The organism is Pseudomonas sp. MF6751, from assembly GCF_016613265.1.
GTDB classification, from domain to species: Bacteria; Pseudomonadota; Gammaproteobacteria; order Pseudomonadales; family Pseudomonadaceae; genus Aquipseudomonas; species Aquipseudomonas fluorescens_BV.
Map to the genome: position 1 here is coordinate 60,760 of NZ_JAENSV010000008.1, position 19,355 is coordinate 80,114.

Annotated in this window: 21 protein-coding genes; 12 read left to right on the forward strand and 9 right to left on the reverse strand. The window is 61.0% G+C overall.

Going from position 1 to position 19,355, the window contains the following annotated elements:
* The first annotated feature begins 36 nt into the window (after nucleotides 1-36).
* The gene (locus tag JJD66_RS28465) at nucleotides 37-792 is read left to right on the forward strand and encodes a methyl-accepting chemotaxis protein (RefSeq protein WP_370004746.1); all 756 of its coding nucleotides are present in this window, start codon (nucleotides 37-39) and stop codon (nucleotides 790-792) included.
* Between the two features lie 22 nt (nucleotides 793-814).
* Here JJD66_RS28465 and trhP read toward each other — a convergent pair whose 3' ends face one another.
* Nucleotides 815-2,128 (reverse strand): prephenate-dependent tRNA uridine(34) hydroxylase TrhP, encoded by a 1,314-nt coding sequence (trhP, locus tag JJD66_RS09725; protein WP_200648043.1) that lies wholly within the window; start codon nucleotides 2,126-2,128, stop codon nucleotides 815-817.
* Nucleotides 2,129-2,300: 172 nt separating this feature from the next.
* Here trhP and JJD66_RS09730 point away from each other — a divergent pair, with 172 nt between their 5' ends.
* On the forward strand, nucleotides 2,301-3,368 hold the full coding sequence (locus JJD66_RS09730) for an AI-2E family transporter (RefSeq protein ID WP_200648044.1): 1,068 nt from the start codon (nucleotides 2,301-2,303) through the stop codon (nucleotides 3,366-3,368).
* A 3-nt stretch (nucleotides 3,369-3,371) separates the two neighbouring features.
* Here JJD66_RS09730 and JJD66_RS09735 read toward each other — a convergent pair whose 3' ends face one another.
* From JJD66_RS09735 to JJD66_RS09745, 3 genes are all read right to left on the reverse strand, one after another.
* Nucleotides 3,372-3,554 (reverse strand): hypothetical protein, encoded by a 183-nt coding sequence (locus JJD66_RS09735; RefSeq protein ID WP_034125803.1) that lies wholly within the window; start codon nucleotides 3,552-3,554, stop codon nucleotides 3,372-3,374.
* Nucleotides 3,555-3,645: 91 nt separating this feature from the next.
* Nucleotides 3,646-3,840 carry a hypothetical protein gene (locus JJD66_RS09740; RefSeq protein WP_003190284.1) on the reverse strand — a complete coding sequence of 65 codons (195 nt, stop codon included), beginning with the start codon at nucleotides 3,838-3,840 and terminating at the stop codon, nucleotides 3,646-3,648.
* A gap of 234 nt (nucleotides 3,841-4,074) precedes the next feature.
* Nucleotides 4,075-4,440: a hypothetical protein gene (locus JJD66_RS09745; RefSeq protein WP_003190286.1), complete on the reverse strand. Its 366-nt coding sequence runs from the start codon at nucleotides 4,438-4,440 to the stop codon at nucleotides 4,075-4,077.
* A gap of 165 nt (nucleotides 4,441-4,605) precedes the next feature.
* On the opposite strand from JJD66_RS09745, the gene JJD66_RS09750 reads away from it, so the two are divergent.
* The gene (locus tag JJD66_RS09750) at nucleotides 4,606-5,424 is read left to right on the forward strand and encodes a shikimate 5-dehydrogenase (RefSeq protein ID WP_200648045.1); all 819 of its coding nucleotides are present in this window, start codon (nucleotides 4,606-4,608) and stop codon (nucleotides 5,422-5,424) included.
* A 789-nt stretch (nucleotides 5,425-6,213) separates the two neighbouring features.
* On the opposite strand, the gene JJD66_RS09755 is transcribed toward JJD66_RS09750, so the two are convergent.
* Nucleotides 6,214-6,864, reverse strand: a complete 651-nt coding sequence (locus JJD66_RS09755; RefSeq protein ID WP_054898808.1) for a YceH family protein — start codon at nucleotides 6,862-6,864, stop codon at nucleotides 6,214-6,216.
* A gap of 116 nt (nucleotides 6,865-6,980) precedes the next feature.
* On the opposite strand from JJD66_RS09755, the gene JJD66_RS09760 reads away from it, so the two are divergent.
* Nucleotides 6,981-7,490, forward strand: coding sequence for a DUF1993 domain-containing protein (locus JJD66_RS09760; RefSeq protein WP_003190292.1), 510 nt, complete (start codon nucleotides 6,981-6,983; stop codon nucleotides 7,488-7,490).
* 68 nt (nucleotides 7,491-7,558) lie between these two features.
* Here JJD66_RS09760 and sstT read toward each other — a convergent pair whose 3' ends face one another.
* A complete protein-coding gene (gene sstT / locus JJD66_RS09765; RefSeq protein ID WP_057976629.1) occupies nucleotides 7,559-8,779 on the reverse strand; it encodes a serine/threonine transporter SstT in 1,221 nt (406 codons plus the stop codon).
* 241 nt (nucleotides 8,780-9,020) lie between these two features.
* Between sstT and JJD66_RS09770 the strand changes: the two genes are divergently transcribed.
* A complete protein-coding gene (locus tag JJD66_RS09770) occupies nucleotides 9,021-10,175 on the forward strand; it encodes an MFS transporter (protein WP_200648046.1) in 1,155 nt (384 codons plus the stop codon).
* Nucleotides 10,176-10,179: 4 nt separating this feature from the next.
* Here JJD66_RS09770 and nhaR read toward each other — a convergent pair whose 3' ends face one another.
* Nucleotides 10,180-11,082 carry a transcriptional activator NhaR gene (gene nhaR / locus JJD66_RS09775; RefSeq protein WP_034125797.1) on the reverse strand — a complete coding sequence of 301 codons (903 nt, stop codon included), beginning with the start codon at nucleotides 11,080-11,082 and terminating at the stop codon, nucleotides 10,180-10,182.
* Nucleotides 11,083-11,216: 134 nt separating this feature from the next.
* Here nhaR and JJD66_RS09780 point away from each other — a divergent pair, with 134 nt between their 5' ends.
* The 4 genes from JJD66_RS09780 (at nucleotide 11,217) to mnmH (ending at nucleotide 14,480) form a co-directional block, all read left to right on the forward strand.
* Nucleotides 11,217-11,468: a hypothetical protein gene (locus JJD66_RS09780; protein ID WP_054898810.1), complete on the forward strand. Its 252-nt coding sequence runs from the start codon at nucleotides 11,217-11,219 to the stop codon at nucleotides 11,466-11,468.
* 31 nt (nucleotides 11,469-11,499) lie between these two features.
* The gene (locus JJD66_RS09785) at nucleotides 11,500-12,249 is read left to right on the forward strand and encodes a TerC family protein (protein WP_014717958.1); all 750 of its coding nucleotides are present in this window, start codon (nucleotides 11,500-11,502) and stop codon (nucleotides 12,247-12,249) included.
* A gap of 93 nt (nucleotides 12,250-12,342) precedes the next feature.
* The gene (selD, locus tag JJD66_RS09790) at nucleotides 12,343-13,377 is read left to right on the forward strand and encodes a selenide, water dikinase SelD (protein ID WP_200648047.1); all 1,035 of its coding nucleotides are present in this window, start codon (nucleotides 12,343-12,345) and stop codon (nucleotides 13,375-13,377) included.
* Nucleotides 13,377-14,480 (forward strand): tRNA 2-selenouridine(34) synthase MnmH, encoded by a 1,104-nt coding sequence (gene mnmH, locus JJD66_RS09795; protein WP_127882069.1) that lies wholly within the window; start codon nucleotides 13,377-13,379, stop codon nucleotides 14,478-14,480. Before selD ends, mnmH begins: the two co-directional genes overlap by 1 nt.
* 109 nt (nucleotides 14,481-14,589) lie before the next feature.
* On the opposite strand, the gene JJD66_RS09800 is transcribed toward mnmH, so the two are convergent.
* Together JJD66_RS09800 and JJD66_RS09805 are read right to left on the reverse strand one after the other, a co-directional pair.
* Complete coding sequence (locus JJD66_RS09800) at nucleotides 14,590-15,645, reverse strand: permease (RefSeq protein ID WP_032903692.1); 1,056 nt, start codon at nucleotides 15,643-15,645, stop codon at nucleotides 14,590-14,592.
* Nucleotides 15,646-15,703: 58 nt separating this feature from the next.
* Nucleotides 15,704-16,405 carry a histidine phosphatase family protein gene (locus JJD66_RS09805; protein WP_200648048.1) on the reverse strand — a complete coding sequence of 234 codons (702 nt, stop codon included), beginning with the start codon at nucleotides 16,403-16,405 and terminating at the stop codon, nucleotides 15,704-15,706.
* Between the two features lie 251 nt (nucleotides 16,406-16,656).
* On the opposite strand from JJD66_RS09805, the gene JJD66_RS09810 reads away from it, so the two are divergent.
* The 3 genes from JJD66_RS09810 (at nucleotide 16,657) to hemB (ending at nucleotide 19,292) form a co-directional block, all read left to right on the forward strand.
* Nucleotides 16,657-17,355, forward strand: coding sequence for a glutathione S-transferase N-terminal domain-containing protein (locus tag JJD66_RS09810; protein ID WP_032892475.1), 699 nt, complete (start codon nucleotides 16,657-16,659; stop codon nucleotides 17,353-17,355).
* A gap of 3 nt (nucleotides 17,356-17,358) precedes the next feature.
* A complete protein-coding gene (locus JJD66_RS09815; RefSeq protein WP_105226390.1) occupies nucleotides 17,359-18,201 on the forward strand; it encodes a PhzF family phenazine biosynthesis protein in 843 nt (280 codons plus the stop codon).
* A 116-nt stretch (nucleotides 18,202-18,317) separates the two neighbouring features.
* Nucleotides 18,318-19,292, forward strand: a complete 975-nt coding sequence (gene hemB, locus JJD66_RS09820; protein ID WP_105226391.1) for a porphobilinogen synthase — start codon at nucleotides 18,318-18,320, stop codon at nucleotides 19,290-19,292.
* The last annotated feature ends 63 nt before the right edge of the window (nucleotides 19,293-19,355 follow it).

The following is a 19,355-nucleotide window of genomic DNA, read 5'->3' on the forward strand; positions in this document are numbered from 1 at the left end:
CAGGTGTCCGAGCAGGCCCAGCGCTCTGAACAGGCCATGGAACGCCAGCGCCACGAGACCGACCAGGTGGCCACCGCGATCAACCAGATGTCCTCGGCTGCCCACGAAGTGGCACGCAGTGCCCAGGGCGCCGCCGTCGCTGCGCAGCAGACCGACGCCGAAGGCCAGGCCGCCAAGCGGGTGGTGGACGGCAGCATCGCGCAGATCCATGCGCTGGTGAACGACATCCGCAGCAGCGGCGTGTCCCTGGACAGCCTGCAGCAGGATGTGTCGTCAATCGTCAGTGTGCTCGGCGTGATCCGCTCTATCGCCGAGCAAACCAACCTGCTGGCGCTCAACGCTGCCATCGAGGCCGCACGGGCCGGGGAGGCTGGGCGTGGCTTTGCCGTGGTCGCCGATGAAGTGCGTGCCCTGGCCAGTCGCACCCAAACCAGCACCCAGGAAATCCAGGGCATGATCGATCGCCTGCAAAAAGGCACCGAGGCGGCCGTGGACGCTATGCGCCGCTCCAGCGATGCTGGCGACGGCACCTCGGCCCAGGCCAACCAGGCCGGCGCGTCCCTGGACACCATGGCGCAACTGATTGGCACCATCAACTCAATGAACGCCCAGATCGCCAGCGCCGCCGAAGAGCAGACCGCCGTGGCGGAAGAGATCAACCGCAGCGTGCATCAGATTGCCGTAGCGGTAGACAGCGTGGCGGACGAAACCCAATTGGGCGCTCAGACGTCTCGCAGCCTGGCAGACCTGGGCCAGCGCCTCGGGCAGTTGGTAGGCCAGTTCAGGATCTGATCCATCCAACCCACGGCAGGGTTTAAACGTCGCGCATCAGCAGGCCAAAACGCAGGTCCATCTGCGCCGGAATCGGCACATACACCGTATGCCCGTCCCCCGGCGCCACCTCAATGCTTTCGCCCTTGGCGTTATGCAGGCTCGGCAAGTCAAAATGAAAATTGCCGGCGGGCGTCATCAACTCCAGGTGGTCGCCCAGCACAAAGCGATTCTTCACCTTCACTTCGGCCAACGCGCCACGACGTTCGCCAGTCAGCTCCCCGACGAACTGCTGGCGCTCGGAAACCGAGCTGCCGTTCTGGTAGTTCTGGTATTCATCGTGCACGTGGCGGCGCAGGAAACCTTCGGTGTAGCCACGCTGGGCCAGGGACTCGAGGTTGGTCATCAGGCCGCGGTCAAATGCCCGGCCGGCCACTGCGTCATCGATGGCCTGGCGGTACACCTGGGTGGTGCGCGCGCAGTAGAAGTGGGACTTGGTGCGGCCTTCGATCTTCAACGAATGCACGCCCATCTGTGCCAGGCGCTCCACATGCTGCACGGCCCGCAGGTCCTTGGCGTTCATGATGTAGGTGCCGTGTTCGTCTTCGAAAGCGGGCATGGGGGAATCGGGGCGATTGGCCTCTTGTAGCAGGAACACCTGATCGGTGGGCGTGCCGATGCCCAATGTGGGTTGGTATTCATGGACGATATCGCCAGTGGTATTCTCCACTGCCGGCGTGGCCTGGTATTTCCAGCGGCAGGCATTGGTGCAACTGCCCTGGTTGGCATCTCGTTTGTTCATATAGCCCGACAGCAGGCACCGCCCGGAATAGGCCATGCACAAGGCGCCATGTACAAACACCTCCAACTCCATCGTCGGCACCTGCTGGCGGATTTCGCCGATCTCTTCCAGGGACAGCTCCCGCGACAGAATCACCCTGCAAATGCCTTGTTGCTGCCAGAACGCGACGCTGGCCCAGTTCACCGTATTGGCCTGTACCGACAGGTGGATCGGCATCTGCGGGAAGTGCTGGCGCACCAGCATGATCAGCCCAGGATCGGACATGATCAGCGCATCCGGGCTCATGGCGATCACGGGCGCCAGGTCCTTGAGGAAGGTCTTGAGCTTGGCGTTGTGCGGCGCAATGTTCACCACCACGTAGAAGCGCTTGCTCTGGTCATGGGCTTCCTGGATGCCGAGGGCCAGGTTGGCGTGGTCGAACTCGTTATTGCGCACCCGCAGGCTGTAGCGCGGCTGGCCGGCATAGACCGCGTCGGCACCGTAGGCGAAGGCGTAGCGCATGTTTTTCAGGGTGCCGGCGGGAGCGAGCAGTTCGGGGGCAGTTATCGGGCGCATGAGTGTGGGTCGCAAAAAGGCGCGAGGGTAGTGCTGGAGCGATAACGGGATATTGACCCAGGTCTAAATAACGCGATCTATGCTTGTTCGATAAACAAGGGCACTCCCACGTTTGGCTGCGGACTAAGCAACAGGGCCGCCATCGGCCCTGTTTTTCTGACATGGACCGGACATGAATCAAACCAACCTGCAATTCAAAACCCTGTTGCTGCTACTGGCCTTGGTCACCGTGGCTTTTATCTGGATATTGCTGCCGTTCTACGGTGCGGTGTTCTGGGCCGTGATCCTGGGCATTATCTTTGCGCCGATGCAGCGCCGCCTGCAGCAACGTTTTAGCTGGAACCGCAACCTGACCTCCCTGACCACCTTGATGGTGTGCCTGGTGATCGCGATTCTGCCGGTGATCATCACCAGTGCGTTGCTGGTGCAAGAGGGGGCCACGCTCTACAAAAACATCGAGAGCGGCAAACTCGACATAGCGGGTTATATCGAGCAATTCAAGAACGTCCTACCGCCGTATTTCCAGCAGTTGCTCGACCGTTTTGGCATGGGCAACCTCGAAGGGCTGCGGGAAAAGGTCGTCAAGGGCGCGATGCAGGGCAGTCAGTTCTTTGCCTCCCAGGCGTTCAGCTTCGGCCAGGGTACGTTTGATTTCCTGGTGAGCTTTTTTATCATGCTGTACCTGCTGTTTTTCCTGCTGCGCGATGGCCCGGAACTGGTACGCAAGGTGCGCACGGCAGTACCGTTGGCCGAGCCGCAAAAGCGTCGCCTGCAGCTCAAGTTCAACCGCGTGGTGCGCGCCACGGTCAAGGGCAACGTGCTGGTGGCTGTGACCCAAGGTGCGCTGGGAGGCTTGATCTTCTGGTTTCTGGACATCCCGAGTGCCTTGCTCTGGGCCGTGCTGATGGCGTTCCTGTCACTACTGCCAGCGGTGGGTGCCGGGCTGGTCTGGGGGCCGGTGGCGGTTTACTTCCTGTTGAGCGGTTCGATCTGGCAGGGCGTGGTGCTGGGGCTGTTCGGGGTGTTCGTGATTGGCCTGGTGGACAACGTGCTACGCCCGATCCTGGTGGGCAAGGACACCAAGATGCCGGACTACCTGATCCTGATCTCGACCTTGGGCGGCCTGTCGGTGTTCGGCCTTAACGGCTTTGTCATCGGGCCGCTGGTGGCAGCGTTGTTCATGTCGTGCTGGGCGTTGTTCGTCGAAACCAAGCCGCGGGTCAAGTTGCCATTGCCGTAGCTTTCAGGCCTCGAGCCTGAAGTCGGTTGCCATTCGGCGCTGTGTTTCGGCATCGGATAACGAAGTGAGCGGGCCGCTGATCGGCTCGCCATCGCGCACAACGTACCAGCAGGCGAGCAAGCCCAGTTTGCGCAGAGGGGCGGGGACGGCGCTGCCGATGACGGACATGATTTGAATAGTGGGCATAAGTACCTCCAAACGTTATGGAGGTCACCTTACGGTTTGCCGGTGCCTGGGAAAAATCACCTGGCTCGATAGTCGACATCAACGGCAGGCGTTAATCCACCACCTGGTCGAGCATGTTCACCACTTCGTGCTCACTGAGCAGGCCCTTGCGCACCAGGTTTTCTGCCAGCAATGCCAGGAACTTGGCGCTGCGATGGCCTTCGAGGTGCTTGAGTTCAGTCAAGGCGCTGTAGACCTTGCTGGAGGTGCAAAGGCCGGCGGTGCGGTGCGGGTTTTGTGTGGGCATGGTCAATCGTCCTTAATTGTTATTGGTTGGACTGGGTCGATAGTGCGACTGTTTTGTGACGCAAACATGACAGCGCAGCCCGTCATCGATCAAGAGGATATTTGACGCTTATCATGTGGGATTGCCGCTCGTACGTTGTTCTCACAGCGACACTGGCAGGATTAATCCGGACTTCCCAGGCAAAAAAAAGGCCCCGCGTGTGGGCGAGGCCTGTGGCTGTCAATGGATTAAAACTTACCAACCATGGCGGTAGTAGCCGTGGGGCGGGCCGTAGTAGCCGCGAGGTGGCCCATAATAACCGCGCGGTGGGCCGTAATAGACGGGCGCCGGGCGATAGTAAACCTGCTGTTGCACATACACTGGTGGCGGTGGCGCGTAGTAGACCGGCGGCGGCGCGGCATACACTGGCTGCGGCTGCACATACACCGGTTGTTGCACATACACCTCACGCGGCTGGCTGGCAACCACAGAGCCGACTACCGCTGCGCCGACAAGCGCACCGAACACGGCCGGGCCACCCCAACCACCACCGTGGGCGGAGGCTTGGCCGGCCATCGCGAGTGCGCCGATAAGCAAGGCGATCCTGGGGAGTTTACGCATGATGGTCTTTCCTCGGTTAGCCCCTGCGCTTGTGGTCTGCAATCAATAGACTCAAGGATTGTCGCGGGGATACTTTTAAGACAACGTATTTCGAGAAAACAGCACGGCCAATGGGTAAAGGTTGTGTAAGGTCTGTACCGATTTGCTTACTTCAAGGAGTTATCCATGCAGATGCACCCCAACAAGGACACCCAACTGTGCATGTCGCTGTCGGCGCGCCCTGGGAACTTTGGCCTGCGTTTTCATAACCACCTGTATGAACAGCTGGGTCTGAATTTTTACTATAAAGCCTTCAGCAGCCAGGACTTGCCCGGCGCGATCGGCGGTATCCGCGCCCTGGGTGTGCGGGGTTGCGGAGTGTCCATGCCGTTCAAGGAGGCTGCCATTGCCTTGATGGACGAACTCGACGATTCGGTTCAAGCCATCGACTCCCTGAACACCATCGTCAACACCAACGGCCACCTCAAGGCTTACAACACCGACTACATCGCCATTGAGCAATTGCTGAAAAAACACGCGGTGCCCAAGGACTCCAGCTTCGCCCTGCGCGGCAGCGGCGGCATGGCCAAGGCGGTCGCCAGCGCCTTGCGTGACGGAGGGTACGCCAATGGCGTGATCGTGGCGCGTAATGAGGTGGCGGGCCAGGCATTGGCCAGGAACCTGGGGTATCAGTGGCAGGCGGATCTGGGCAGCCAGCGGCCACAGATGCTGATCAACGTGACGCCCATCGGCATGACCGGCGGGATCGAGGCGGATGCGTTGGCGTTTGACGCCGAGGCAATCGATCAGGCTGAGACGGTCTTCGATGTGGTGGCGATCCCGGCGGAAACGCCGTTGATCGTGCGTGGTCGTGCCCAGGGCAAGCGGGTGATTACCGGGCTGGAAGTGATCGCTATCCAGGCGTTGGAGCAGTTTGTGCTTTATACCGGCGTGCGGCCTACGCAGGAGCAGTTCGAGGCAGCGGTGGCCTTCGCCCGCAGCTAAAGCCTTACGCACAACCATTCGGTGATCTAACTGACGCACACGCGATCCAACTGTGGGAGCTGGCTCGCCTGCGATGGCGGCCTGCCAGGCGACGGCTATCTACCTGACACCCCACGATCCAACTGTGGGAGCTGGCTTGCCTGCGAAGACGGCCTGCCAGGCGACGGCTATCTACCTGACACCCCACGATCCAACTGTGGGAGCTGGCTTGCCTGCGATGGCGGCCTGCCAGGCGACGGCTATCTACCTGACACCACACGATCCAACTGTGGGAGCTGGCTTGCCTGCGATGGCGGCCTGCCAGGCGACGGCTATCTACCTGACACTACACGATCCAACTGTGGGAGCTGGCTTGCCTGCGAAGACGGCCTCACAGTCGACGCCGTAATACCGAGTACATATCCATTCCTGCGGTAACGGCTACTTAGGGTTCCGCTCTGACAGCGGCTCACTTTTGAAAAAATGCGCAAAAGTAAGCAAAACGCTCTTGCCCCACCACTCGGCACCTCGCTCAGGCTCGGTGTGCCCGAACACAGGCTTGAATCCGTGGGCCGCCGCCACGCGCCATCCATGGCGCGGGGCGGCTAACCCGGCGTCCTGCCGGGTTACCCACGAATTCAAGCCTGCGTTCGGCCAGCGTGGTTTAACGGGGCGCCTAAGATCAAAAGCAGAGCAAGATCAAGAGCGGCTCGCTTCGCATCGTGGTTACCGTCGGCTGCTGCAACCTACAAAGTTGTGTCGATACCAATGGCTATCGCAGGCAAGCCAGCTCCCACATGTTTATCTGCGTTATGCCTGTTCCAGCTGCGCCAGCCGTTCTTCCAGTGCGGCAATCCGCGCTTCCAGCTCTTCAATCCGCTCCACCGAAACAGCCCCCGCGCTACGCTCTACCGGATTCCCCCTCGCGGTCATAATCGCCTCAATATCCGCTGGGTCCCCCAGCGCATGGGTGTATCGGTCTTCACGCTGCCCCGCCTGACGCGGCACCAGCAGCGCCAACCCCCGAGCAATCAGGCGTTCGAGCTGATGCACGACCTGTTCGGCATCCTCGAAATCATGCATGCGCCCGCTGCGGGTGAGCAACTCGTTGACCGTCTGCGGCCCCCGCAGGAACAGCAGCCCGGTCAGGATCACCTGGGCCGGCACCAGTTCCAGGGCCTTGTCCACACGGTGCTCCCAGCGGTCGGCGCGGCTGCCCATCACCAGGCGCGTGAAGCCTTGGCCTTCGAGCGCGCGCAGGCTCTGGCCGACCTGGCCTTGGCTGAGGTTCATCACCGGCTCGCGGCTGGTCTTCTGGTTGCAGGCCAGCACCAAGGCGTTGAGGGTGAGGGGGTAGGTTTCCGGGTTGGTCGCCTGTTTTTCGATCAGGCAGCCCAGGATGCGGATTTCCGTGCTGTTCAGGCGCGGCTCAGGGGTGTCGGTGTCGTGCTCGGCGGTCATCGCGCTTTCCCTATGCAGTGAAGCCCCTTAGCCTAAGCTTGAAAAAATAAAAGACAAGCGCCAGGCATGGCTATAATCGCGGCTGGTTCCAACCCCGCCATTACCGTGAGACTGTCATGACTATTTCCCTGTACGCCGCTTCCATCCCGGTCTTCAAGCAAATGCTCAACGCCCTCAGCGATGTGCTGAACAAAGCTGAAGCCCACGCCAGCGCCAAGAACATCGAGCCCAACGCCTTGCTGCAAGCGCGCCTGTTCCCGGACATGTTCCCGTTGGTGCGCCAGGTGCAGATCGCCGTGGACTTCGCCAAAGGTGTGTCGGCACGCCTGGCCGAGATCGAAGTACCGAAGTACGAAGACAGCGAAGTCACCTTTGCCGACCTGCAAGCGCTGATCGCCAAGGTCCTGGCCTTTGTCGACACCATCAAGCCCGAGCAGATCGACGGCAAGGAAGGCATCGAGATCGTCACGCGCCCAGGCACCCCGAAAGAGAAGCGCTTCAGCGGTCAGTCCTACCTGCTGACCTACGGCCTGCCGCAGTTCTTCTTCCACGTCACCACCGCTTATGCGCTGCTGCGTCATAACGGTGTGGAAGTGGGCAAGCGCGATTACATGGGCGCGTTCTAAACCCGCAAGCACAAAAAAGCCCGGTGCCGTTCTCTGCGAACGGCACCGGGCTTTTTTATGGGGCTGTGTTAAGCGGCCTGTTCTTCCTTGCCCAAACACGCCGCTGCGGTAAACAGCACATCGGTAGACGAGTTGAGTGCGGTTTCCGCCGAGTCCTGCAGCACGCCGATGATGAAACCGACGGCCACTACCTGCATGGCGATTTCACTGGGGATGCCAAACAGGCTGCACGCCAGGGGAATCAACAGCAGCGAACCACCCGCCACCCCCGATGCACCGCAGGCACACACCGCAGCGACCACGCTGAGCAGCACGGCGGTCGGCATGTCCACGGCAATGCCCAGGGTGTGCACGGCCGCCAGGGTCAGCACGGTGATAGTGATGGCGGCGCCGGCCATGTTGATGGTGGCACCGAGGGGGATCGACACCGAGTAGGTGTCTTCATGCAGGCCCAGGCGTTTGCTCAGCGCCAGGTTGACCGGAATGTTCGCCGCCGAGCTGCGGGTGAAAAACGCGGTGATGCCGCTTTCGCGCAGGCACATCAGCACCAGCGGGTAAGGGTTGCGACGCAGTTTCCAGAACACGATGGCCGGGTTGATCACCAGTGCCACGAACAACATGCAGCCGATCAGCACGACCAGCAGGTGGGCATAGCCGAGCAGGGCGTCGAAACCCGAGGTGGCCAGGGTGGAGGCCACAAGACCGAAGATACCCAGCGGGGCGAAGCGGATCACCACGCGTACGATCAGGGTGACGCCGTTGGACAAGTCGTCCAATACCGTACGGGTGGTCTCACCGGCATGGCGAATAGCGATGCCCATGCCGATGGCCCAGGCGAGAATGCCGATGAAGTTGGCGTTCATCAGTGCACTGACCGGGTTATCCACCACACTGAGCAGCAGGCTTTGCAACACTTCGCCAATGCCTCCAGGAGCGCTCACCGTGGCGTCATGGGTAGCCAATACCAGGAACGACGGAAACATCATGCTGGCAACCACCGCAACCACGGCGGCGGCAAAGGTGCCGAGCAGGTACAGGAACAGGATCGGGCGGATATGGGTTTCCTGGCCATGCTTATGGTTGGCAATCGAGGCCATGACCAGCACAAACACCAGGATCGGCGCGACAGCCTTCAGCGCCGTGACAAACACCTTGCCGATAAAACCGGTGGCGCGCGCGGCCTCGGGGAACAGCAGGGCCAGCACGATCCCGGCAATCAGGCCGATGACAATTTGGGTGACCAGGCTGACGCGCATTAAACGTTGCAACAGGGAAGGGGCAGCAGTCATAAAGAGTTGTCTCTAGTTTTTTTAGTAGGGCACAGCATTGCAGGCAGAAAGTACTGTAGGAAGTAGGCGCGAAGTCTAGCATGCTGTAGGACACGTCTCGTTTGCTGCGGCATTCCGTCACCCGTTTCAGTCGGGCTTGGTCAAATCCGGACATGTTCTGTTAAGATTCCTCCCTCTCATCTTTCCTCTCCGTCAGCGGGCCCTTCGGGCTGTCGTTGATGTCGTCGTTTCTGGAGTTTTCATGTTGTTTCCTATCCTGCTGCTGTCAGCCGCTGGTTTTACCGTGCTGACCACAGAATTCGTCATCGTCGGCCTGTTGCCGTCGATTGCTCGGGACCTGAACGTCAGCGTGTCCCAGGCCGGGCTGCTGGTGACGCTGTTCGCGTTCACCGTGGCCGCGTTCGGCCCGTTCCTCACGGCCTACTGCGCGCGCTTTTCGCGCAAGCGCCTGTTTATCAGCATCCTGATCATGTTTGCAGCGGCCAACACCGTGGCGGCTTTGGCGCCGAATATCTGGGTGATGGCCGTGGCCCGTTTGATTCCCGCCCTGGGCTTGCCAGTATTCTGGGCCCTCGCCAGCGAAACGGCGGTAGACATTGTCGGCCCTGAGTTCGCCGGGCGTGCGATTGAAAAAATCGGCTTTGGCATTGTTTGCGCCACCGTATTTGGTATTCCGGTGGGCACGCTGATTTCCGATATGTTCGGCTGGCGCACCGCGTTCGCCGTGCTCGCTGTGATTGCCCTGGCCAAGGCATTGCTGCTGTATGTCTACCTGCCTATTACCCAGGCCAAGCATCAGCAGGCCAGCTTGCGCTCACAATTCAAGATCCTGCGCAGCCCGGTGATGCAGGGGCATATCCTGCTGTCGGTCCTGGTGTTCAGTGGCATGTTCACCGCCTATACCTACCTGGCAGATATCCTTGAGCGGCTGGCCGGGTTCGACGGTACGTTGGTGGGCTGGTGCCTGATGGGCTTTGGCGCGGTCGGGCTGATTGGCAACTCCCTCGGCGGACGCGCCGTGGATCGTCACCCATTGATCGCGTCCATGGTGTTCTGCGGGTTCATGATCGCGGGCATGGTGGCAGTGGTGCCGGCGATTCACTCGACCATCGGCCTGGCCGCGGCGATGGCAGTGTGGGGTGTGACCCAGGCGGCGATGTTCCTGGTCAGCCATGTGCGCTTGATGAAGGCCGCGCCCCATGCACCGGCGTTTGCCGCGTCGCTGAATATCGCCGGCGCCAACCTCGGCATTGGCCTGGGCGCGATGGTGGGCGGGCATGTCATCGACACCCTGGGCCTGGGCAGCCTGGGGTTTGCCGCTTCGGGGTTTATCCTGGTGTCGATCCTGCTCGCACTGTGGCTGATGACCGCCAAACCCACGGCGCTCAATGCCTGAGCGATCAGGGCAGGGCGGTAAACAACTCCCGCCGGGCACCCTCGGTAATCGCCACAATGCCGGGGTGCTTGACCTTGCGCTCCACTGAGATCGCATAAAACGACTCGGTCACTGCATCGGTCTGGCCGATCAGCGCCACGCCGTATTGGCGCACCACCTCGTCGGCGATCACGCTGGGCGCGATAAAAATCCCGCTGCCGGATTGCCCGAAGGCCTGCATCAAGGCGCTGTCGTCGAACTCGCCGATGATGCGGGGTTGAATTTGCTGTTCGGCAAACCAGCGCTGCAAACGGCTGCGCACCACGGTCTCAGCGCCCGGAATCAACAGCGGTGCGCCCTGCAAACACTGTGGGAAATCCCCACCATGCTGGTCAGCCAACGCCTGGGTGGCGAAAAAACTGATGCCGCATTCTCCCAGCTTCTGGCTGTAGCCCTTGATGTCCAAGTGCGTGGGCATGGGGCTGTCGGAAATCACCAGGTCCAGGCGCTGGATCGCCAGGTCGGCCAGTAAACGTTCGAGTTTGTCTTCACGGCAGGTGATGCGGATCGGTTCGCTCAACTCCATGGTCGGCGCGATCAGCCGGTACACGATGGATTTGGGCACCACATCCGCCACCCCAACGCGGAACGGGATCTGCTGCTCGTCAGGCTGGGCGCGCAGCATCGCCTCCAGTTCATTGCCGGTCTGGAACATCTGCTCGGCGTAGGGCAGCGCCTGGCGCCCGGCTTCGGTCAGTTCAAGCTGGCGCCCGACCCGCTGAAACAGGGCAATACCGAAGGTCTGCTCCAACAGGCTGATCTGCCCGCTGATGGTCTGCGGCGTGAGGTTCAATTGCTCACAGGCGCGCACGATGCTACCGGTCTTGGCCACCACCCAGAAGTAATGCAGTTGTCGATAATTGAGCATCACGGCCTACACTTCGTAAAAATCGAAGTATACGCGAGAAAAATACGAATTTTCCTGAACTGTTCGCCTGCATAGAATGCCTCGCTATCGAGGGGCCACTACTTGGACCCAATGGTTCTAACGAGGAATACATCATGAAACTCAATTCCCTGGGCGCGGCGTCGTTGCTTGCGCTTTCATTGATAGTGGTCAGCGGCTGTGATCAAGTCGAGAAAAGCGCGCAACAGGTGCTGGGCAAAGCCACCGAGTCGGCCAAGCAGGCCATCGACGAGACCCACAAGGCCGCCGAGCAGGCATTGAGTGAAGCAACCCAGGGCTTGATCAGCCCTGAGAAGCAGGAAAAAGACGCCGAAAACGCTGCTGAATCCGACACCAAAGAAACCTAATTCCCCAGCACTACCACGTCAGGACTGACCTATGGATTACCTTCTACAACTGGCCGCCAGCCCCACCGCCTGGGTCGCACTGGCGACCTTGATCGTCATGGAAATCGTGCTGGGCATCGATAACCTGATCTTTATCTCGATCCTCACCAACAAACTGCCGGAGAAGCACCGGGCCAAGGCGCGGCGCATTGGTATCAGCATGGCGTTGATCTTGCGCCTGGGCCTGCTGAGCACCATCGCGTTCATCGTGCAATTGACGACACCGGTGTTCGAAGTGTTCGGCCAGGCGTTCTCGTGGAAGGACATGATCCTGATCGCCGGCGGCCTGTTCCTGGTGTGGAAGGCAACCACCGAGATCCATCACAGCATGGACCCGGAGCCTGAAGAGAAGGCAACTGTCAGCAACACCGTGACCATCGGTTTTGCCGCCGCCATCGGCCAGATCCTGATGCTCGACCTGGTGTTCTCCATCGATAGCATCATCACCGCCGTGGGCATGACCGAGCACTTGCCGATCATGATCATTGCCGTGGTGGTCTCGGTGATCGTGATGCTGGTGGCCGCTGAACCGTTGGCCAAGTTCATCAACGACAACCCTACCGTGGTGATGCTGGCCCTGGGCTTCTTGATCATGATCGGCATGACGCTGATCGCCGAAGGCTTCGGCGCCCACGTGCCAAAAGGCTACGTGTATGCGGCCATGGCATTCTCGGCGGCGATCGAATGCTTGAACATCGCCCGGCGTAACCGGCACGCACGTTTGCTCGCTGCGCGCCAGTAACCGCTGAACAAACAGGCCGGCTGTGCTCACAAGAGCCCAGCCGGCCTTTTGCTGTCTGCTAGAATCGGCCCACTTGATAGCTTGAGGTCCCCCATGAACGAGCCGATTCGCCTTACCCAGTACAGCCACGGTGCGGGTTGCGGTTGCAAGATTTCGCCCCAGGTCCTGGAAGTGATCCTTGCGGGCAGCGGTGCACAGAACCTCGACCCCAACCTGTGGGTGGGCAATGCCTCCCGCGACGATGCGGCGGTATACGCCATCGACGACGAGCGCGGCGTGGTGTCCACCACGGACTTTTTCATGCCGATTGTCGACGACCCATTCGACTTCGGCCGCATCGCCGCCACCAATGCCATCAGCGATATCTACGCCATGGGCGGCGATCCCTTGATGGCCATCGCCATTCTCGGCTGGCCGGTCAATGTGCTCGCGCCGGAGATTGCCCGCGAAGTGATTCGCGGCGGTCGGGCGGTGTGCGACGCAGCTGGCATTCCGCTTGCGGGCGGGCATTCCATCGACGCGCCGGAGCCGATCTTCGGCCTGGCCGTGACCGGCATCGTGCAAAAGCGCCATATGAAGCGTAACGACACGGCCACTGCCGGTTGCCGCCTGTACCTGACCAAGCCCCTGGGCATCGGCATCCTCACCACCGCCGAGAAGAAGGGCAAGCTGCGCGAGGCGGATATCGGCCTGGCGCGTGACTGGATGTGCACACTCAACAAGCCGGGCAGCCGTTTCGGCAAGTTGGCCGGTGTGACGGCCATGACCGATGTCACCGGTTTCGGCCTGCTCGGCCACCTGGTGGAAATGGCCGATGGCAGTGGCCTGACTGCCCGCATCGACTATGCAAAGGTTCCGCGCCTGCCGGGGGTGGAGTATTACCTGGACCAGGGCTGCGTGCCGGGTGGCACCTTGCGCAACTTCGAAAGCTACGCCAGCAAGCTGGGGCGTGTGCAGGAGCTGCACAAGCGCGTGCTGTGCGACCCCCAGACCAGCGGTGGCCTGCTGATCGCCGTTACCCCGGAAGGTGATGCCGAGTTCCACGCCGTGGCTGTCGAGCTGGGCCTGGCCCTTGAGCCTATCGGTGAACTGCTGGAGCGACAGACCAACGCGGTTGAGGTGATTTGATGGCGACGGACATCACCGATTACCGCGACATTTTCCTCAATGACCGCCCGATGATGGATACCCGCGCGCCGGTCGAATTCACCAAGGGCGCGTTCCCCGGGGTGATCAACCTGCCGCTGATGACCGACGATGAGCGCCAGCGGGTCGGCACCTGTTACAAGCAGCAAGGCCAGCAAGCGGCGATCGTGCTGGGGCATGAACTGGTGTCGGGGGCAATCAAGGCCGAGCGCATCGAACAGTGGGCGCAGTTTGCCCAGGCTAACCCCAATGGCTACCTGTACTGCTTTCGGGGCGGTTTGCGTTCGCAGATCGTGCAGCAATGGTTGAAAACCGAAGCAGGCATCGAATACCCCCGCGTCGGCGGTGGCTATAAGGCCATGCGTACCTTCCTGCTGGAAACCCTGGAGCAGGCGACTGCCCAGTGTGATTTCGTACTGCTGGGCGGCATGACCGGCACCGGCAAGACCGAAGTGCTCGGCCAACTGCGCAATGCCCTGGATTTGGAAGGGCACGCCAACCATCGCGGTTCCAGCTTCGGCAAGCGTGCTACGGCGCAACCCTCCAATATCGACTTCGAAAATCGCCTGGCGGTGGATTTGCTGAAGAAGCGCGCAGGTGGTATCGAGCAGTTTGTGGTCGAGGACGAGAGCCGCATGATCGGCAGCTGTGCGCTGCCGCTGCCATTGCACAAGGGCATGCAGACGTTTCCTATGGTGTGGCTGGAAGACAGCGTCGAGGGCCGTGTCGAGCGCATCCTGAAGGATTACGTGGTGGATCTGTGCGCCGAGTTCATTGAGGTGTTTGGGGAAACCGGCCAGCGATTATTTGCCGAGCGCCTGACGCAGAGCCTGGCCAATATTCACAAGCGCCTGGGCGGCGAGCGTTTCCAACGGTTGCAGGCGGTGTTGCAGGAGGCCCTGGCCGAACAGGCACGCAGCGGCGCAGTGGAGTTGCATCGGGTATGGATTGAAGGCTTGCTGCGTGAGTATTACGACCCGATGTATGCGTTCCAGCGCGAGAGCAAGGGCGCGCGTATCGAGTTTGCCGGGGAGCAGGGTGCGGTGGTGGAGTATTTGCGCGAGCGAGCAGCTCGGGTGGGGTGACCTTTCGGACGCCATCGCAGGCAAGCCAGCTCCCACCTTTTGAAGTGTGAATACATACAAAGGTGGGAGCTGGCTTGCCTGCGATGAGGCCATCAGCCCCACTGAAACTCTAAAGAATCACCGCCCCAATCAACCCACACACCACCCCCACGAGCATGGTCAAGCCGGCCACCGTCACCAGCACCCGCGCATCGAAATCCTTGCGCAGCATCAACAGCGACGGCAGGCTCACGCTCGGCAGGGTCATCAGCAAGGCCACGGCCGGGCCGGTGCCCATGCCCAGGGCCATCATGGTTTGTACGATAGGAATCTCTGCCGCTGTCGGAATCACGAACAGCGTGCCCACAATCGCCAGCGGCACCAGCCACACCAGGCTGTCGGCCATCGCCCCGTCCACATGAGGGAACAGCCACACCCGCGCCGCGCCGAGGATCAGCACCGCCAGGATATACACCGGGATAGTGCTCCAGAACAGCTGCCACAGCGTGCGTAACCAGCGGCTCAGGAACGGTTGCGACTCCACTGTGCTGACGTCGGCAACGGCTTCAAGTGCTGCTTCCGGCACCTGGTCCGGGCGCGCAATGCGCTGTGCCACCAGGGACACGCCCACCACCAGCACAATCCCCGCCACCAGCCGCAGCGCGGTGAAACCCCAGCCCAGCACAAAGCCCATGAACACCAATGTCGCCGGGTTCAATACCGGGTTGGCAATCCAGAACGCCAGCGCCGCGCCGACCGACACCTGCTGGCGGCGCATGCCCGCCGCCACCGGGGCCGCGCAGCAACTGCACATCATCCCCGGCAGGGCGAACAGCCCACCGCGCAGGGTCGAACCCAGCCCGGCGCGGCCAAACAGGCGTAGCAGCCAGTCGCGGGGGATCAATACCTGCAGCAATGAACCGAGGATCACTGCCAGTACGGCGGCTTTCCAGATGGCCAGGAAATACACCTGGGCATAGGCCAGCGCCGCCGCCAGAGGCGAGCTTTGCTGGTCATTGAGAATCGAGGCGCCAATGCTGTGGTTGTCGGCCGCTACAAACGCCTTGAGGTAGTAGGGCGACCACTTCACATAGTAGAGGCCGATGCAGGCCACCAGGAGAAACAGCGCAGGTTTGCACCAGAATGCCCAGCCGCGGTTGGGCTGGGTGGAAGCGAGGTTGGACATGGAGAGGATCCGCAGGTGAGTCGATAGCCCGGCATCATACGCCCCTGCGGTCCAAGCTTCAGATATCTGCGCTGACCTGGGTCGGGTCCGGGCAGTTTTCCTCACCGTTATTCAGCCCTTGCTTGTAGTTGCGGCTGAGCAGCGAAGCCTTGCCGTTGTGCCAGGTCAATGTCAGCACGTACAGGGAGTCGTAGTCATTTCCAGACCAATCATCGGTAATGGTGTGTTTTTCGCCTGCGGCTTCGCTGGCGACTTTGTTGATCAGTTCCGGCAAGTAACCATGAGACCAGGCCGTGTAGATGGTCGCGTTGCGGTACTTGTCCTCGACCAGTTCTTCGGCCAGGGCACTGGTGTCATTCGCTGAGAACTCGATATTCACCGGCAGGCCGAGCTTGATCGCGCTGGGGCTGATGGTGATCAGTGGGCGAATGTAGCTGTAGGAGTTATCCAGTTCGCCTTCCTCGACGTTACGCGTCGGGTTGGCAGCGAACACATAGTTGGCTTTGCCGAACTTTTCCGGCAACAGAGTCGCCAGGTTCATGGCGCGGTTCAGGCCCTGGCAATTGAGTTGGCCCAGGCCTCCGGCCGGTTTTTCGCCGTGGCGCAGGAATACCAGGGTTTGTACGCCATCGACCGGTTGCGCACGGCTTTCACGGGCGTCCAGGGCGGTGACGATGGCAGCGCTGACCAGCAGCAGCGGCAATACCATGTAGGAATAACGTTTGAGTCGTGGCACAAGGCGCAGAGGCTTGATCTTCATGATAGGTTCGAGTCTTCGTGCGTCGGGTTAAGGCGGACAAGCCCGGCCCCAGTGACGCATCAGCGTCCTGCGGTGTTCCCTGTCGATATAGCAAGCAGCCTCCATTCATTGTTCGGGCGTTCTTAAGAGTGCATTCGGGCGCTTTGGTTCGCCCACGCGGGATACTAGCTGGCAAATGTTGCGCAACGATGACCCATGCACGATGGCAGGCAGATGACTATCATGGGGACTTTCCGACCAGGGGGTTCTCGATGAACGCACTCGCCGCTTTCCCGATCAACAGCAAATGGCCCGCCCAGCACCCGGAACGCCTGCAGTTGTATTCGTTGCCTACGCCCAACGGCGTCAAGGTGTCGATCATGCTCGAAGAACTGGGCCTGCCTTATGAGGCGCACAAGGTCAGCTTCGACACCCAGGACCAGTTGTCTCCCGAGTTCCTGTCCCTGAACCCCAACAACAAGATCCCTGCGATCATCGACCCCAACGGCCCGAGCGGGCAGCCGTTGGCGTTGTTCGAATCCGGCGCGATCCTCATTTACCTGGCGGAAAAGACCAGCCAGTTGCTCTCCGAAGACCCGGCCACGCGCTATGAAACCCTGCAATGGTTGATGTTCCAGATGGGCGGCATTGGCCCGATGTTTGGTCAACTGGGGTTCTTCAACAAATTCGCCGGCAAGGCGTATGAGGACAAGCGCCCGCGTGATCGCTACGCCGCCGAATCGCGACGCTTGCTGGGCGTGCTCGAAAAGCGTCTGTTGGGCCGCACCTGGATCATGGGCGACGAGTACAGCATCGCCGACATTGCGACCTTTCCGTGGGTTCGCAACCTGATCGGGTTCTACGAGTCCGGTGACCTGGTAGGCATCACCGATTTCCCTAACGTACTGCGCGCGCTGGACGGCTTTGTCGCACGTCCTGCGGTGATCCGTGGCCTGAACATTCCGAGCTAAAGCATGCCGACTTTCGATTTTCAACAACTGGATGTATTCAGCAGCGTGCCGCTCAAAGGCAACCCCTTGGCCGTGGTGCTGGGGGCCGATAGCTTCACCGACCAGCAGATGGCGGACTTTGCCAATTGGACCAACCTCAGCGAAACCACGTTTTTACTGACGCCGCGCGACCCACGTGCTGACTATCGGGTAAGAATCTTCACCACCCTCAAAGAGCTGCCGTTCGCCGGGCATCCGACCTTGGGCAGTTGCCACGCCTGGTTGCAGGCTGGCGGCGTGCCACGTGGGGAGGAGATTATCCAGGAGTGCGAAATCGGCTTGGTGCGTATTCGTCGCCAAGCTGACCAACTGGCGTTCATCGCGCCGCCATTGTTGCGTACAGGACCCGTGGAGGCGCCGTTGCTGGAGCGCGTACGCCTGGCATTAAAGCTGGCGCCCGAGGAGATTGTGCGCAGCCAGTGGGTCGACAATGGTGCGGGTTGGCTGGCGGTGATGCTGGCTGATCGTGACGCGGTGCTTGCGTTGCAACCGGACTATGCGCAACTGCTGGGTCTGGCCGTAGGGGTGATCGCTCCCTGTGATCCGACGCGTGATGCGGTGGACGCGCAATTTGAAGTGCGCGCTTTTGTCGCTGGCGATGGCGCCGCCGAAGACCCGGCCACCGGCAGCTTGAATGCCGGCGTGGCCCAATGGCTGCTCGCCGAGGGCCTGGCGCCCAGCCGTTACGTGGTCAGCCAAGGCACGGCGATCGGGCGAGCGGGGCGTATTAATATCGAGCGTCAGGGCGATGAAATCTGGGTGGGCGGCGCCGTAGCGTTGTGCATCGAAGGGCGTCTACAGCTGTAGATCAATGAATTGTTACGCACCCGGCAATACACTATTGGCCCCTCGGCATTTGTGTTGCCGGGACTTGGGGGCATAAGCTTTCGCCCCAAAGTGTTCAGCCATTTTTCAGGATTGCCATGACCAGCCAGTTCCCCCAAGCCCGCCCACGTCGCCTGCGCCGCTCCCCGGAGCTGCGTGGCTTGTTTCAGGAAAGTGAGTTCACCCTCAACGACCTGGTACTGCCGATTTTTGTCGAAGAAGAAATCGACGACTTCGTACCCATCACCAGCATGCCGGGTGTGTTGCGCATTCCTGAGAAAAAACTCGCCGGTGAGATCGAGCGTTACGCCCGCGCCGGCATCAAGTCGGTGATGACCTTCGGCGTATCCCACCACCTCGACGCCAGCGGCAGCGACACCTGGAAAGAACGCGGCCTGGTTTCGCGCATGTCCTCGATCATCAAGGACGCCGTGCCGGAAATGATCGTGATGTCCGACACCTGCTTCTGCGAATACACCGACCACGGCCACTGCGGCGTGATGCACGGTGCCCATGTCGACAACGACGCGACCCTGGTCAACCTCGGCAAACAAGCCGTGGCCGCCGCCCGCGCCGGCGCCGACGTGATCGCCCCTTCAGCCGCGATGGACGGCCAGGTCCAGGCCATCCGCCGCGCCCTGGATGACGCCGGCTTCACCCACATCCCGATCATGGCCTACTCCACCAAATTCGCGTCGGCCCTCTACGGCCCCTTCCGCGAAGCCGGCGGCAGCGCGCTCAAGGGCGACCGCAAAAGCTACCAGATGAACCCGATGAACCGCCGCGAAGCCGTGCGCGAATCGCTGCTGGACGAACAGGAAGGCGCCGATGCGCTGATGGTCAAGCCTGCCGGTGCCTACCTCGACATCATCCGCGACATCCGCGAAGCCTCTCGCCTGCCGGTGGCGGCGTACCAGGTGAGCGGTGAGTACGCGATGATCAAGTTCGGCGCACAGGCCGGGGCGATTGATGAGAATCGAGTGGTGCGCGAGACGTTGGGGTCGATCAAGCGGGCGGGGGCGGATTTGATATTTACGTATTTTGCGATGGATTTGGCGGTGGCGGGGATTTAAGGGCGTCGCTGAACCTGTGGCGAGCTTGCTCGTCACAGGTGCAAACTTGAGAGGTAGCGCTTT